The sequence below is a fragment of the Aminobacter sp. P4_D5 genome (assembly GCF_056401815.1).
The window spans coordinates 1-14147 of record NZ_JBFUIP010000006.1 but is presented as its reverse complement, the minus strand read 5'-3'; the positions used below and the strand labels follow the sequence as shown (position 1 = coordinate 14147).

Here is a 14147-nt window from a genome sequence, read left to right as displayed (position 1 = left end):
ACGCTGGTCCAAAGTGCTGCGGCGTCCTTTGCACCTCCAGGGAGGGCGCGCAGCACTTTCCAACGCATCGAAGACAGTCCCCCTCCCAACCGGCCTGTTTCGATGATCGGGTGATCCCAGAAAAGAGAGCGTCATGTTGTTTGCAAAACCGCTTGCCTGCCTGTTGACCRCAAGCCTTCTGGCCAGCCTTCCGGCGCATGCCGGCGGCCGAAACGTCACGGCGGCTGCCTCGGTACAACTGGTCGGCGACAGCTATTACTACGACGATGACGACGACATCGATTGCTCGTGGCCTCGCGACCGTTACGAGCGCCGGCAATGCGACCGGTGGCGTGACCGTCAGGATCGCCACGAACGCCGCAAGCGCGACAAGGATAGCGACGTTGAAGCCGCCATCGGCCTTGGCATACTTGGCCTTGCGGTCGGGGCCATCGTTGCCGGATCGGTGGCAGAGCAGAACGCCAAGGAGCGCCGGCGCGAAAAGTGGAACGGGCCTTGCCACCAGCGTCATGGCTACGACCGGCGCAGCAACACCTTCATCGGCGACGGCGGCCGCCGCTTTTATTGTAGCTGACCTGTATGTGAAGCGTGGTAGTTTACCTTGCGTGAATATGCGATTTCGCCTATCTGAATATTCTAATAAGGATATTCAGATGCCGCTCTACATCAGAGACAATGAAGTCGACGCGCTGGCGTCCGAATTGCAGGCGGTTTCGGGTGCCGCGAGCAAGACCGAGGCGGTGCGGACGGCACTTCTGCACGAACTCGCACGCAATCGCGCCAAGGTACCGCTGCGCGATCGCCTGGCCAAACTGCAGGCGAAGGCAGCCGGGATCGGTCTGCCCAATCCAGATTTCGACATGAAGAAATTCACCGACGAGATGTGGGACGGCGAGTGATGTTCGTCGATGCGTCGGTCATCGTTGCCATCCTGAACCAGGAGGCCGGCTGGGAAGAGCTGGTCAAACGGTTAGGCGATATCCCTGGCGAGCGCCATGTCTCGCCATTGGTTCGCTTCGAGGCTGTGATGGCACTGGCACGAGCGGCGGCCGAACCGACCGGACGCAAACCGACCCCGGAAGTCGTGTCCCGGGCGCGCGAACTGGTCGACGGATTTATCCTTGAAATTGAGGCCCAGGATACGGCGATTTCAAGCGAAATCGGCTTGATCGCCATCGACGCCGGCATGCGTTACGGCAAGGCGGTCGGCCATCCAGCCGACCTCAATTTCGGCGATTGCTTCGCGTATGCCTGTGCCAAGACGCTGGGCGCCAAGCTGTTTTACAAGGGCAATGATTTTTCCCAGACCGATATGGCCTGACATAGTTAGGCCTTAGGTAGCCTTATTCCGCTGGCGCCAGTATTGCTGGCCGTGTGACCGGGCGTTCCTTGATCGGCCAGTGCATGGCTGCGGCGAACAGGCCAAGTATCACGCCGAGCCACCAGACCGGATTGTAGGATCCGAAATGGTCGTAGAGGTAGCCACCGAGCCAAACGCCGAGGAACGAGCCGATCTGGTGCGAGAAGAAGACGATGCCGCCGAGCATGCCGAGATGGCGGGTGCCGAACATGATGGCGACGAGCCCGTTGGTTGGCGGCACGGTCGACAGCCAGAGCAAGCCCATGATGATGGCGAAGACCACCACGCTTGTCGGTGTCTGCGGCATCAGCAGGAAGGCCGTCACCAGTACCGAGCGTGCTATGTAAATCCAGGCGAGAAAGTGCGGCTTTGAATATTTCTGGGCGATGACGCCCGAGGCGAGCGAGCCGATGACGTTGAAGAAGCCGATCAGCGCCAGCGCGATTACGGCGTAACGTGCGTCGATGCCGATGTCCCTGATATAGGCTGGGAAGTGGGCGGTGATGAAGGCGACCTGGAAGCCGCAGACGAAGAAGCCGGAGGTAAGCAGCAGGTAGCTCTTGTGGCCGAAGGCCTCGGACAGCGCCTGGCCGAGCGTCTGATCGACCTCGGCTTGCGATACCTTGCCCGAGCGCGCATTGCCGACCAGCGGGATCGCCAGCACCGGGATGATCAGCATGGCGATCGACATGTAGACCAGCGTGTCGGACCAGCCATAGGCGTCGATCAGGCCCTGGCTGATCGGGGCGAAGATGAACATGCCGGCGGAACCTGCGGCGGTGCCGATGCCGAACACCATGGAGCGGTTCTCAGGGTTGGTGTTGCGGGCAAAAGCCGCCAGAACGATGCTGAAGGAACCGGCGGCAACGCCGAGACCGACAAGAACGCCACCGCTCAGATGCAGCATGGTGGCGCTGTTGGCATGGGCCATCAGATACAGGCCGAGCGCATAAAGGACTGCACCCAGCGTCAGCACGCGCCAGCTGCCAAACTTGTCGGCGATGGCGCCGAAGATCGGTTGGCCAAGGCCCCAGCACAGGTTCTGGATCGCCATGGCGAGACCGAAGGTGGTGCGGTCCCAGCCCTTTTCGGCAAGCATGGGAAGCTGGAAGAAGCCCATCGCTGAGCGCGGGCCGAAGGTCAGCGCGGCGATCAGGCAGCCGCAAATGATGATGAGCCAGGGGACGCTCGACTTCGACCTGGTGCTTGCTGCTGCTGCCGTCATCGTCGCATCTCCCGTGGGAGCGCTTGTTTAGCCGATCCGATGCGATGTTCAAAATCAATTGAACTAGCTCAATGCTTCAAGAATTCTGATGTGTCGGGAATAAACACAGCGTCGCCAGCGTTGCTTGTGTGCTTGGGTGACTGGGGTGGCAAGGCGTCGCCGCGCATCGACCCGAAAATCCGAATTGATTTTCGGAAGGACGATGCGCAGTTTTGGAGTTCTAGAGCGTCCTTTGCGCGTCCAAGCGGACGCGCGGCGCTCTAGTCAGAATGCTTGCGCCGCGCGCGCAACGCGCGTTCAATCGGCATGTTCAAAGGGCGACTTGCGATCCGCGGTCATGGAAGAAAAGAAGGCAGCGATACTTCAGGAAATTCCCCGTTTGCGCCGGTATGCGCGCGCGCTTCTGCGCGACCGCGATGCCGCCGATGACCTCGTCCAGGACTGCCTCGAACGCGCGCTGTTGCGTATGGACAACTGGCGAACCGGAGAAAACCCCAGGAGGTGGCTGTTTACGATCATGCATCATCTATTCATCGACCAAATGCGCAAGGTGAACCGGCGCGGCGAGGCGGCGATGCTGCCGCTCGATGCCTCGGAGGCGTTGGCGACACCGGCGACGCAGACCGAAAGTATCGCCTCGCGCGAGATCGTCGATGCGCTGCAGGCGATCAGCCCCGACCGGCGCGCCGCACTGGTGATGGTCGCCATCGAAGGTTTTTCTTATGCCGAGGCCGCAATGATGCTCGGCGTGCCGGCCGGCACGCTGATGTCGCGCATTGCGCGCGGACGCGAGGAACTGCGCGGACTGCTTGACGATCAGGCACGCCGGCGGACGATAAGGATCGTCGAGAAATGAACGCGCGCGCCTTTACCGATCGCGATATCCACCTGGCGCTTGACGGCGAGCTGCCGGAGGACGAACGCGCCGCCTATCAGGCCTGGCTGGAGGCCAACCCCGACATGAAGGCGAGGAGCCAGCGCTATGCCGCCGACAATTCGGCATTGCGCGACATCTTTGCCGGCGTGCTCGACGAAAATGTGCCTTCGCGGCTCGAAGCGGCGGTCAATGGCGACACGCCCAAGCGCAAGGAGGCGCCGCAGCGCTGGCGCATGGCGGCGGCGGCCGCGCTGCTGGTTGCAGGTGGTCTTGGCGGCTATTTCGCCGGCGCAAGCGGCCTGGGCGCTGATCCCGACGCCGACGACCGCATGGCCCAGCTGGCAATCGCGGCGCATCAGACCTTTGCCGCCGACAAGAACCGGCCCGTCGAGGTCGATGGCAGCAATCCGGCCTATCTGACTGGCTGGCTGTCCAAGCGCACTGGGCTGAAGCTTGTGGCGCCGGACCTGAGCAAGAACGGCTTCACGCTTCTCGGCGGGCGCCTGGTGCCGGCGAATGGAAGTACGGCGGCGCTCATGCTTTATGCCGACGCCGAGGGCAACCGGATTTCGGTCTATGTCACCACCGAAGGCACAGAGCGCTCGAAGGGCACGGTTACACTCGCCAGCGGTGGGCCCGAGGCCGTCTACTGGCAGGACAAGGGCTATGGCTGCGCCATCGTCGGCACGCTGCCGGCGGAGCAGATGGGTGTGGTCGCCAAGGATGCCTACATGCAGTTGATCGCCGGCGCGGGCATGACCTAGTCGTCGGTGCGTGCGCTTGGGGGCTCGCTTCGCTGGCGCCCAGGATGAAGGTCGATTGCCAGCTTCCATGCCGTTGACCGAGCAGAATTCCAAGTTTTCAGTGAAGCCGGTTCAGGGCGAGAACGTCCCCTCAACCGGCGATGCGAGCGCAGCGAGCCTCGAAGGAGGCGCCGACATCTTCATCTCGATTCACTACAAGATTCATATGCCCACCAGCCCCTCGGCCATGTCACAATATGGCCCGAATCGAGGCGTGACTGCGCTGGCATGGCGAGCGCATGAGTGCTTCGCAGGATGCATCTTTGGGGCAGTCTTCCGCCCAATCGAGGTTCTCAGGTCCGCATGGCTGCCGACATTCGTACGGCCCGCGCAGATGATGTCGATGCGCTCTGCGCCATCGAGAACGCCGTCTTTGAAGGCGACAGGATCTCGCGCCGATCTTTCCGCCAGCTGATAGATCACGAGACCGCACAGGCGCTTGTCGCCGAAAGCAATGGCAGCGTCGCCGGCTACGCCATGGTGCTGTTTCGTAAGGGCAGCGGCGTGGCGCGGCTTTACTCCTTTGCGATCGCGCCCGATTTCGGCGGCAAGGGCATCGGCCGCAGCCTGCTCGATGCGGCCGAACATGTCGCCTACGAACATGGCCGCATGATGCTGCGGCTTGAGGTGCGCGAGGATAATGCCCGCGCCATCCGCCTCTACGAGCAAAACGGCTACCGCAAGATAGGCCAGGAGCCCGACTATTACGAAGATGGCATGACTGCGCTTCGTTACGAAAAGACGCTGCGCGGCGACGTGCCGGTGGCGACCAAGGTGCCTTTCTACGCCCAGACCTGCGATTTCACCTGCGGCCCGTGCTGCCTGATGATGGCGATTGCCAATTTCGACCGGGCCTTCGTGCCCGATCCGGTGATGGAGGTCAGGCTGTGGCGTGAGGCAACCACGATCTTCATGATGTCGGGGCCGGGCGGTTGCGAACCGTTTGGGCTCGCGGTCGCGGCACACGAAAGCGGCCTGGGCACCGAGATTTTTGTGTCTTTTCCCGGCGCGCTGTTCTTGCAGTCGGTGCGTAGCGCTGAAAAACGCCGGGTGATGGAACTGGCGCAGGCCGATTTCCGCAACCGCGCCGAAAAATACGCCATTGCCGTGACTTACCGCCCGTTCGCGCTCGAAGACATCAGGGGAAAGCTGGCCGAGGGCAAGCTTGTTCTGGTGCTGATCTCGGGCTTCCTGATGTTCGGCAAGAAGGTGCCGCACTGGGTGCTCGCCATCAGCGACGACGGCGGCCACATCCTGATCCACGACCCGTGGATCGAAGACGAGCAGCGCGAGACGGCATCCGACGCCGCGAACATTCCCGTTCCCTACGACATCTTCATGCGCATGGCGCAGTTCGGCCGCGATGGCCTGCGCGCCGCAATCATTCTCGGAAAGCCTAGCAAACGATGACCTGGGTCATTATCACCGGCCGCCAAAGCGATCTCGACCAGGCGGCGACGCCGCACAAGATCATCACCAATCGCGACTATCTCGCCCACCCCGCGCTGTTTCGCGGCCAGCGGCCGAAAATCATCAACCTGTCGAATCGCTATGCCTACCAGAGCCGCGGCTATTACGCCTCGCTGCTTGCCGGCTCGCGCGGGCACAAGGTGATCCCAACCGTCGAGACGATGATCGACCTATCGGAGCGCAAGCTCTACGAAAACGCGCTGCCGGAACTGGAGTTGGCGCTCAACAAATGCCGCAAGGATTTGGGCGGCGCGTTTCCGGCGAAAGTGACGATCTTCTTCGGCGCCGGCCCGTCGAAAGCCTGGGACCGCTTCGCTCGGCTTTTGTTCGACTGGTTCCGCGCGCCGGCGCTGGAAGTCGCGATCAAGGATGGCGAATGGGCCTCGATCCACAAGATCGGCTTTGCAGCCCTTGGCCGGCTCGACGATGCCGACAAGAAGCGCTTCGTTGCGGCGCTGGAAGCTTACACCAACCGGGAGTGGCGCGACACCAAGGCGCGCACGCCCTCGCGCTACACCTTCGCCACGCTGATCGACCCCAACGAGCAGATGCCGCCGTCTGAAATATCGTCGCTGCGTTACTGGTCGCGCATCGCCGAAAAGATGGGCGTCGAGGTTGAACCGATCACCAAGAAGGACCTGGCCAAGCTCGCCAACTACGATGCGCTGTTCATCCGCGAGACCACGTCGATCTCCAACCACACATACCGCTTCGCCCRCCGCGCCCAGCAGGAAGGCATGCCCGTTATCGACGACCCGCTGTCGATGATCCGCTGCACCAACAAGGTCTATCTCAACGAGCTGATGGCCTATAACAACGTGCCGGTGCCGCCGACCGTCATGATCGCGGGACCGTCGGATCTGGGGCTGGCGGCCGACACGCTCGGCTTTCCCTTGGTGCTGAAGATCCCTGACAGTTCGTTTTCGCGCGGCGTCAAGAAGGCCTCGAACTTCGACGAGCTGAAGGCGCTGGCGACCTCGTGGCTTGAGGATTCTGACCTGCTGATCGCCCAGAAATTCATGCCGACGGAATATGACTGGCGTGTCGGCGTGCTCGGCGGCCGGCCGCTGTTTGCCATCCACTATCTGATGGCCAAGAAGCATTGGCAGATCGTCAATCACGACCGCGCCGGCAAGCCCGACGAGGGCGGCATGAAGACGTTTACGCTGAAGAACGCGCCGGCCCATGTCATCGACACCGCCGTGCGCGCGGCACGATGCATCGGCGACGGCCTCTACGGCGTCGACCTCAAGGAGACCAAGGACGGCGTGTTCGTTATCGAGGTCAACGACAATCCGAACCTGGACCATGGCGTCGAGGATTCGGGCGAGAAGGACGAGGTCTGGGTGCGCCTGACCCAGTGGTTCCTCGACCGGCTGGAGCGCAACGGCAAGTAGCCTTTAAAAACATTTTACCGAATGGTTGACTATTCGGATTTGCGGCCTTATCTTCAACCTTATGGTTGAACAAAATACCGAACTGCTCGACGCGATCTTTCACGCGCTTTCCGACCCGACCCGCAGGGCGATGCTCAACGGGCTGGCCAGGGGACCGCGCAATGTCGGCGACCTTGCCGCGCCCTTCGACATGTCGCTGGCCGCGGCGTCAAAGCACATCAAGGTGCTGGAGAAGGCGGGGCTGGTGAAACGCAGTGTGCAAGGTCGCACCCATGTCTGCAGCCTCGATGCGCTGCCGATGCATGCCGGCGTCGAGTGGATGCGTCACTACGAGAAATTCTGGAACCAGCAGTTCGACACACTTGAGGCCATCCTGGAGGCGGAGGACCGCGCCGCCGCCGAGGACAGACAAAAGGGAATCAAGCCATGACCATTCAAGCTCTGCAAGCTTCCTACGGCGTCGTCACCGAACCCGGCACGTTGCGTATCGAGCGTCTCTTGCCTGGGCCGATCGAGCGGGTGTGGGACTACCTGACACAGTCGGACAAGCGCCGGACATGGCTGGCGGCGGGGCCGATGGAACTCAGAGCCGGCGGACAGGTCGAAAACGTCTTCAGCAATTCCGAACTGACCCGCAACGATGATCCGCCGCCAGCGCACATGGCCGCCTTCGCCGAGCATCGGGTGCCTGGCGAGATCATCGCCTGCGAGCCGCCGCATCTGCTTGCCTATAGCTGGGGCGCTTCTGCCGAGGTGGGTGCAAGTTCGGAGGTGCGTTTCGAACTTTCGCCGCGCAACGGCAAGGTATTGCTGACGGTCACCCACCGTCGTCTCACCGACCATGGCGCGATGCTGAACGTTGCCGCTGGCTGGCATACGCATCTCGGCATATTGGCCGACAGGCTTGAGGGGCGCGAACCAGAGGGCTTCTGGCGGACCCACACCAGGCTGGTGGGCGAATACGCACAGCGTATCGAAAGCTCACAGACCTCAACCGCTACAAAGAGTGGAGCGTGACATGTTGCTCAAGAACAAGACGGCTGTCGTCTATGGCGGCGGCGGCGCGATCGGTGGAGCTGCCGCAAAGGCATTCGCCCGTGACGGTGCCCGTGTCTTCCTGGCCGGACGCACGCGCGCCAGGATGGAGGCTGTCGCAGCCGACATCCGTGCTGTAGGCGGGTTCGCGGAAATTGCCATACTGGATGCACTCGACGAGCAGATGGTCGAGCGTCATGCCGATGCGGTGGCCCAAAAGGCGGGTGGTATCGACATCGCGTTGAACGCGGTTGGCATTGCCCATGTGCAGGGCACGCCGCTTGCCGAACTTTCGCTTGCCGATTTCGAAACCCCTGTTTCTGCCTACACCAGGACCAATTTCCTGACCGCGAAGGCGGTGGCGCGGCACATGCGGGGCAGGGGCGTGATGCTGACCTTGTCCACGCCGGGCGCGCGAATGTCGGGTGTGGGCTTTCTCGGCAACGGCGTGGCAAGTGCTGCGGTCGAAGCCATGTCGCGCATCCTCGCCGGCGAGCTTGGTGCGCGCGGCATCAGGGTGATCTGCCTGAGACCCGATGCCATCCCGGAATCCCTTGAAATTTCGCACGCCCGCGCGGCCTTCGAGGGCTTCGCCAAGCGCGCCGGCATGTCGGTCGACGACATGCTCGCCGCCCGCGCCGCTTCGGGGCCGTTGCTCCGGCGTTTTCCGACGCTGGCCGAGATCGGCGACTTCGCCGCTTTCGTCGCCTCGGATCGTGCCGGCGCGATGACCGGTGCCATCGCCAATCTGAGCTGCGGCACGCTGGTCGACTAGGGCTGCGTTCCAATACCGACTTGCAGGTCATTGTCAGTAAAGATGCGGCCGAGACTCTCGGCCGTATCTCCGAGCCTTGACCGCCAAGGGATCGCCGTCGAAATTGCCGCGAGCAGCAACGAGGGGCGGGGGCGTGGCGATCAAAGGGGCGACTCAAAACTACCTGCGCAAACGCACCGCAGGCGAGGCGGCGCGGGTCGACTTCGTCGAGCTGTTCTTCGACCTGGTCTTCGTATTCGCCATTACCCAGCTGTCGCATTTCCTGTTGCGCGACCTCAACATGAAGGGTTCGCTCGAAAGCCTTTTGATGCTGATCGCCGTGTGGTGGGTGTGGAACTACACCGCCTGGGTAACCAACTGGCTCGATCCCACCAAGGCACCGGTGCGCGGCATGCTGTTTGTGCTGATGCTGGCTGGGTTGATGCTATCGACATCGATCCCCGAAGCCTTCGAGGGGCGTGGCCTGCAATTCGCTGTCGCCTATGTGTTCATGCAACTGGGTCGCACGCTTTTCATGTTGTGGGCGCTCAAGCATCACAATCCCGACAACCACGCCAATTTCGTGCGCATCGGCCTGTGGCTGTGTCTGTCCGGCATCTTTTGGTTATCAGGCGGGCTGGCAGCACCCGAAAGCCGATTCCTGCTCTGGGGCGCCGCACTTGCCATCGAGCTGATCTCGCTGGCACTCGGCTTCTGGACACCGTGGCATGGCGCCTCGTCGACCGCCGATTGGGACGTCGACGGCGGCCATATGGCTGAGCGCAGCGCGCTGTTCATCATCATAGCGCTCGGTGAATCGATCCTGGTTTCGGGCGCGACCTTCGCCGAACTCGAATGGAACTGGATCAACCTCGCGGCATTCCTGACGACCTTCTTCGCCTCAGTCGCCATGTGGCTGATCTATTTCAACGTTGGCCAGGAGGTTGCGCATCACAAGATCGCCGAGGCCGCCGACAGGGGGCGGATCGCGCGCGTTGCCTATACCTACATTCCCGTCGTGCTGGTTGCCGGAATTATCGTGGTGGCGGTGTCGGACGAATTGGTGCTGGCCCATCCGCTCGGCAATTCTGAAGCCGCCGTGATCTGGACCTCGGTCGGCGGATCGGCGCTGTATCTGTTCGGCAATCTTTTGTTCAAGCGCTACGTCACTGGCAGGACACCGCTGTCGCATCTGATCGGCATCGCCATCCTCGCGGCCCTGGTGCCGCTCGCCAGCCACATGTCGCCGCTGCTTGTGGGTGCCGCGACGACCGTCGTGATGGTGCTGGTCACGGTGCTTGAACTGCGCGGCCAGCCGGGGCGGCATTCCAAGACTTGACTGCGGGCCGCCATGACCCTCCATTCGAACCATCAGATTTTGGAAAGCATCGCATGATCCTCATCGGCCAGTTTGACTCACCTTTTGTTCGCCGCGTCGGCGTAGCGCTCAGGCTTTACGGCCTGCCGTTCAAGCACGAGCCGTGGTCGGCCTTTGGCGACGCCGACAAGATCCGTGCCTACAACCCGCTGACGCGGGTGCCGACGCTGGTGCTTGATAATGGCGAGGTGCTGATCGAAAGCCATATCATCCTCGACTATCTCGACAGCCTGGCGCCCGCTGGGCAAGCGATGTTCCCCACGGCTGAGCCGGCCCGGCATCAGGCGTTGAAGATCGCCTCGCTGGCGATGGGCGTCGGCGAAAAGGCCGTCAGCCTGTTTTACGAAAAGCGGCTGCACACGCAGGTGTCGGACGTCTGGGTGGAGCGCTGTCGCACGCAGATAGCGTCGGTTCTCGAAGTGCTCGAAGCCGAGCGGACCAAGCGGGGCGGGGACTACTGGTTCGGCGACCGCATCGGTCATGCCGATATCGCAGTGACTGTCGTGCTGCGTTTCATCAATGACGCACATCAGGGGTTGCTGGATATGGCCGATTTCCCTGCACTCGCCAGGGATGCAGCACGGCTCGAGGCCATGCCGGTGTTCCAGGAGATCAGCCAGGAGTTCATCCCGCCGGCTTGAATTACCTGTAGCGCTGCTGTTCGATTACAGCGAAACGTTTGAGGAAAGCATCCTGCACGCGTTTTGCCGGCTGTGGCGCGAGATCGAGCCCATCGGCTGTGATGCCGCGCGGGCGCCCGAAGAACTCGGTTGCCTCTGAAACCGCAAAGCCGGCAAGCATCGTCGCCTCGAAATAGGCTGATATCTGGTCGGCGCGCTTGATGTCTTTCTTCAGGCCCTGTCCGATTTCGGTGGGCAGGCCGAAGCGCAAATGGATGGCATGCTGGAGGCGCTCCTCGCACGATTTGTAGCCGCCGCCGACCACCGATTTGAACGGCGAGATCATGTCGCCGATGACATATTCGGGCGCGTCATGCAGCAGCGCGGCAAGCTGCGCGTCGGGCGAAGCGTCCGGCTCGATGGCGCGAAAAATCTGCTCGACCAAAAGCGAATGCTGCGCCACCGAAAAGGCGTGGTCGCCGGAAGTCTGGCCGTTCCAGCGGGCGACACGCGCGAGGCCGTGCGCGATGTCAGATATCTCGATGTCGAGCGGCGAGGGGTCGAGCAGGTCGAGCCTGCGGCCCGACAGCATGCGCTGCCAGGCGCGCGGTGGGGCGCCGGGACGGTCGGCCATGTCTCAGGCTTCTTCCGCGCTGGTGGCTTCGGGATAGGTGAAGCTCGCCCAGGCGGGGATTTTAAGCGACACAACAATGTCGCCGGCGGTGATTTCGGTGCCGGCGTCGAGTGCCGCCTTGACCCTGTCGATGCGGGCGATGGCAAGGCCGCTGGCGCCCGAAGCGGAACCGAGCGTGCCCAAAACCTTGCCGTCGGCCTTGAGTTCGGTACCGGCGGCGGGCAGGTTCGAGCCGGCCGAAACGAGCAGCACGCGGCGGCGCGCCGTGCCGCGATGCTGCATGCGCGAGACGACCTCCTGGCCGATGAAGCAGCCTTTCTTAAAGCCGACCCCGCCCATCTGGTCGAGCAGCACGTCATGCGGGAAGGCGTCGCTCAGTGCGTAGTCGGGCCCGCTTTCAGCGACACCGTTGGCGATGCGGAAGGCATGCCAGTCGGCCTCACTGGCATCAGCAACGGGCGCATCGCCGTAGATACGGGTGACTGGCGTCGGAAAACGGCTGTCGCGGACGGTCTTGCTTGAATCAGTTTGCGAAGCGGCTGATTCGAATTGCCACGAAACGGCGACAACTGACTGATCCTGCTTGGAAATATCGGCCTTGGCGCGTAGTCGGTAAAGCATCAGGCGGCGGACGAAATCGTCCGCGATGTCGGCGCGACACTCCAGCCTGAGTGCGCTTTCGCCGCTTCGCGAGACCAGGAAATCGAACATGATCTTGCCTTGCGGGGAAAGCAGCGCGCCGGGTTTCGCCTCGTGCATGCCGAGTGCATCCAGATCAAGCGTCAGGATGTTTTGCAGGAAATGCTCGGCGTCGGGGCCGGAAACATCGATGATGGCGCGGTCTGCGAGGATGGCTGTCGGCATGGACCTGATCTTGCATTTCGGAGAGCCATTACGTAAGCCGCAGTCAATTCCCAGACAAGGGCAYGCGCGACATGGCTACGACCTTCGATCTCATCCTCAAGGGCGGCACCGTCGTCAATCATGACGGCACCGGCGTCCGCGACGTCGGCGTGACCAATGGCAGGATCGCCGCCATCGGCGATTTGGGTAGCGCATCGGCCGGCGAGACCATCGACTGCCGTGGGCTGCACATCCTGCCCGGCGTGGTCGACTCCCAGGTGCATTTCCGCGAGCCAGGCCTCGAGCACAAGGAAGACCTGGAAACGGGTTCGCGCGCGGCCGTGCTCGGCGGCGTCACCGCCGTCTTCGAAATGCCCAACACCAACCCGCTGACGACCAGCGAAGCAGCACTCGCCGACAAGGTCAGCCGTGCGACGGCGCGCATGCATTGCGACTTCGCCTTCTGGGTTGGCGGTACGCGCGAGAACGCCAAGGATGTGGCCGAGCTGGAGCGCCTGCCGGGCGCGGCCGGCATCAAGGTGTTCATGGGCTCGTCGACCGGCGACCTTCTGGTCGAAGACGACGAGGGCGTGGCTTCCATCCTGCGCAATACGCGCCGCAGAGCCGCGTTCCATTCCGAAGACGAGTTCCGCCTGCGCGAACGCCTTGGCGAGCGCGTCGACAACGATCCGTCCTCGCACCCGATCTGGCGCGACGAGATCGCCGCCCTCCAGTGCACCGAGCGTCTGGTGCGCATCGCGCATGAGACCCGCGCGCGCATCCATGTGCTGCATATCTCTACGGCTGAGGAGATCGCCTTCCTCGAACACCACAAGGATGTCGCGACTTGCGAGGCGACGCCGCACCATTTGACCATGAGCTCGGACGACTATGCCAGGCTCGGCACGCTGCTGCAGATGAACCCGCCGGTGCGCAGCCCTCGCCATCGCGACGGCATCTGGCATGGCATCAGCCAGGGTTTGGTCGACGTGCTTGGCTCCGACCATGCGCCGCATACACTTGAAGAAAAGGCCAAGCCCTATCCGGCATCGCCTTCGGGCATGACCGGCGTGCAGACGCTGGTGCCGATCATGCTCGACCATGTGAACGCTGGAAGGCTGACGCTCGAGCGCTTCGTGGATCTCGCGAGCCACGGCCCGAACCGCATTTTCGGCATGGCACGCAAGGGCCGCATCGCCGCCGGCTATGACGCCGACTTCACCGTCGTCGACATGAAGCGCATCGAGACCATCACCAACGCCCAGGCTGGCTCGAAGGCCGGCTGGACCCCTTATGATGGCAAGCAGGTCACCGGCTGGCCGGTGGGCACGATCGTTCGCGGCATCCGTGTGATGTGGCAGGGCGAGATTGTCACGCCGTCGCAGGGCAGGGCGGTGGAGTTTTCGGAAGCGGTGGTGCGGTAGGTTTTTCTACCTCCCCTTTGTGGGGGGGCGGACCGAAGGTCCGGGCGGGGTGAAAAGGGCCTTCTCAAACCCCGCCTCGGTATGCACCGATTCTGGCTTCACCTATGTCACGGCATGAATGATCAGTCGCTAAAAGCCTGTGATCCGAGTGCCAGCTAAGGCGCGATGCGCTGCCCCTCATCCGCCTGCCGGCACCTTCTCCCCGTGAACGGGGAGAGCGACTGTCTTGGCGGTCAAGCGGTTTGCCATGGTTTTTGGTCCCGGATCATGGCGTTGAGGATGGTGAGGAGCTTGCGCATTGTCGCGACGATGGCGACGATCTTGGGC

General features: G+C 62.6%; 16 protein-coding genes. 13 read left to right on the top strand and 3 right to left on the bottom strand.

Translation table 11 applies throughout. The features are described 5' to 3' along the window. Nucleotides 1-133: 133 nt before the first annotated feature. From AC1DWF_RS02685 to AC1DWF_RS02675, 3 genes are all read left to right on the top strand, one after another. Nucleotides 134-574 (top strand): hypothetical protein, encoded by a 441-nt coding sequence (locus tag AC1DWF_RS02685; protein ID WP_476841433.1) that lies wholly within the window; start codon nt 134-136, stop codon nt 572-574. A 79-nt stretch (nt 575-653) separates the two neighbouring features. Then, nucleotides 654-899 (top strand): type II toxin-antitoxin system VapB family antitoxin, encoded by a 246-nt coding sequence (locus AC1DWF_RS02680; protein ID WP_476784578.1) that lies wholly within the window; start codon nt 654-656, stop codon nt 897-899. Next, a complete protein-coding gene (locus AC1DWF_RS02675) occupies nt 896-1321 on the top strand; it encodes a type II toxin-antitoxin system VapC family toxin (protein ID WP_476784577.1) in 426 nt (141 codons plus the stop codon). Before AC1DWF_RS02680 ends, AC1DWF_RS02675 begins: the two co-directional genes overlap by 4 nt. 22 nt (nt 1322-1343) lie before the next feature. Here AC1DWF_RS02675 and AC1DWF_RS02670 read toward each other — a convergent pair whose 3' ends face one another. Beyond that, a complete protein-coding gene (locus AC1DWF_RS02670) occupies nt 1344-2585 on the bottom strand; it encodes an MFS transporter (RefSeq protein WP_476784576.1) in 1242 nt (413 codons plus the stop codon). Between the two features lie 337 nt (nt 2586-2922). Here AC1DWF_RS02670 and AC1DWF_RS02665 point away from each other — a divergent pair, with 337 nt between their 5' ends. The 9 genes from AC1DWF_RS02665 to AC1DWF_RS02625 all read left to right on the top strand — a co-directional run bounded on the left by AC1DWF_RS02665 (nt 2923) and on the right by AC1DWF_RS02625 (nt 10940). Further along, a complete protein-coding gene (locus AC1DWF_RS02665; protein ID WP_476787461.1) occupies nt 2923-3441 on the top strand; it encodes a sigma-70 family RNA polymerase sigma factor in 519 nt (172 codons plus the stop codon). After that, the gene (locus AC1DWF_RS02660) at nt 3438-4226 is read left to right on the top strand and encodes an anti-sigma factor family protein (RefSeq protein ID WP_476784574.1); all 789 of its coding nucleotides are present in this window, start codon (nt 3438-3440) and stop codon (nt 4224-4226) included. The genes AC1DWF_RS02665 and AC1DWF_RS02660 overlap by 4 nt, the downstream gene beginning before the upstream one ends. 342 nt (nt 4227-4568) lie before the next feature. After that, a complete protein-coding gene (locus AC1DWF_RS02655) occupies nt 4569-5675 on the top strand; it encodes a peptidase C39 family protein (RefSeq protein ID WP_476787460.1) in 1107 nt (368 codons plus the stop codon). Beyond that, nucleotides 5672-7132, top strand: coding sequence for a RimK family protein (locus AC1DWF_RS02650; RefSeq protein WP_476841432.1), 1461 nt, complete (start codon nt 5672-5674; stop codon nt 7130-7132). Before AC1DWF_RS02655 ends, AC1DWF_RS02650 begins: the two co-directional genes overlap by 4 nt. A gap of 61 nt (nt 7133-7193) precedes the next feature. Then, complete coding sequence (locus AC1DWF_RS02645) at nt 7194-7562, top strand: ArsR/SmtB family transcription factor (protein WP_476784571.1); 369 nt, start codon at nt 7194-7196, stop codon at nt 7560-7562. Beyond that, a complete protein-coding gene (locus AC1DWF_RS02640) occupies nt 7559-8149 on the top strand; it encodes an SRPBCC family protein (RefSeq protein ID WP_476784570.1) in 591 nt (196 codons plus the stop codon). Before AC1DWF_RS02645 ends, AC1DWF_RS02640 begins: the two co-directional genes overlap by 4 nt. Before the next feature lies 1 nt (nt 8150). Beyond that, on the top strand, nt 8151-8942 hold the full coding sequence (locus AC1DWF_RS02635) for an SDR family NAD(P)-dependent oxidoreductase (protein ID WP_476784569.1): 792 nt from the start codon (nt 8151-8153) through the stop codon (nt 8940-8942). A 133-nt stretch (nt 8943-9075) separates the two neighbouring features. Further along, on the top strand, nt 9076-10260 hold the full coding sequence (locus AC1DWF_RS02630) for a low temperature requirement protein A (protein WP_476787459.1): 1185 nt from the start codon (nt 9076-9078) through the stop codon (nt 10258-10260). A 53-nt stretch (nt 10261-10313) separates the two neighbouring features. Further along, nucleotides 10314-10940, top strand: coding sequence for a glutathione S-transferase family protein (locus tag AC1DWF_RS02625; protein WP_476786100.1), 627 nt, complete (start codon nt 10314-10316; stop codon nt 10938-10940). Nucleotide 10941: 1 nt separating this feature from the next. On the opposite strand, the gene AC1DWF_RS02620 is transcribed toward AC1DWF_RS02625, so the two are convergent. Beyond that, a complete protein-coding gene (locus AC1DWF_RS02620) occupies nt 10942-11553 on the bottom strand; it encodes an HD domain-containing protein (protein WP_476786099.1) in 612 nt (203 codons plus the stop codon). A gap of 3 nt (nt 11554-11556) precedes the next feature. After that, nucleotides 11557-12417 carry a CAF17-like 4Fe-4S cluster assembly/insertion protein YgfZ gene (ygfZ, locus tag AC1DWF_RS02615; RefSeq protein WP_476787458.1) on the bottom strand — a complete coding sequence of 287 codons (861 nt, stop codon included), beginning with the start codon at nt 12415-12417 and terminating at the stop codon, nt 11557-11559. Nucleotides 12418-12488: 71 nt separating this feature from the next. Between ygfZ and AC1DWF_RS02610 the strand changes: the two genes are divergently transcribed. Continuing rightward, nucleotides 12489-13820, top strand: a complete 1332-nt coding sequence (locus AC1DWF_RS02610; RefSeq protein ID WP_476787457.1) for a dihydroorotase — start codon at nt 12489-12491, stop codon at nt 13818-13820. The last annotated feature ends 327 nt before the right edge of the window (nt 13821-14147 follow it).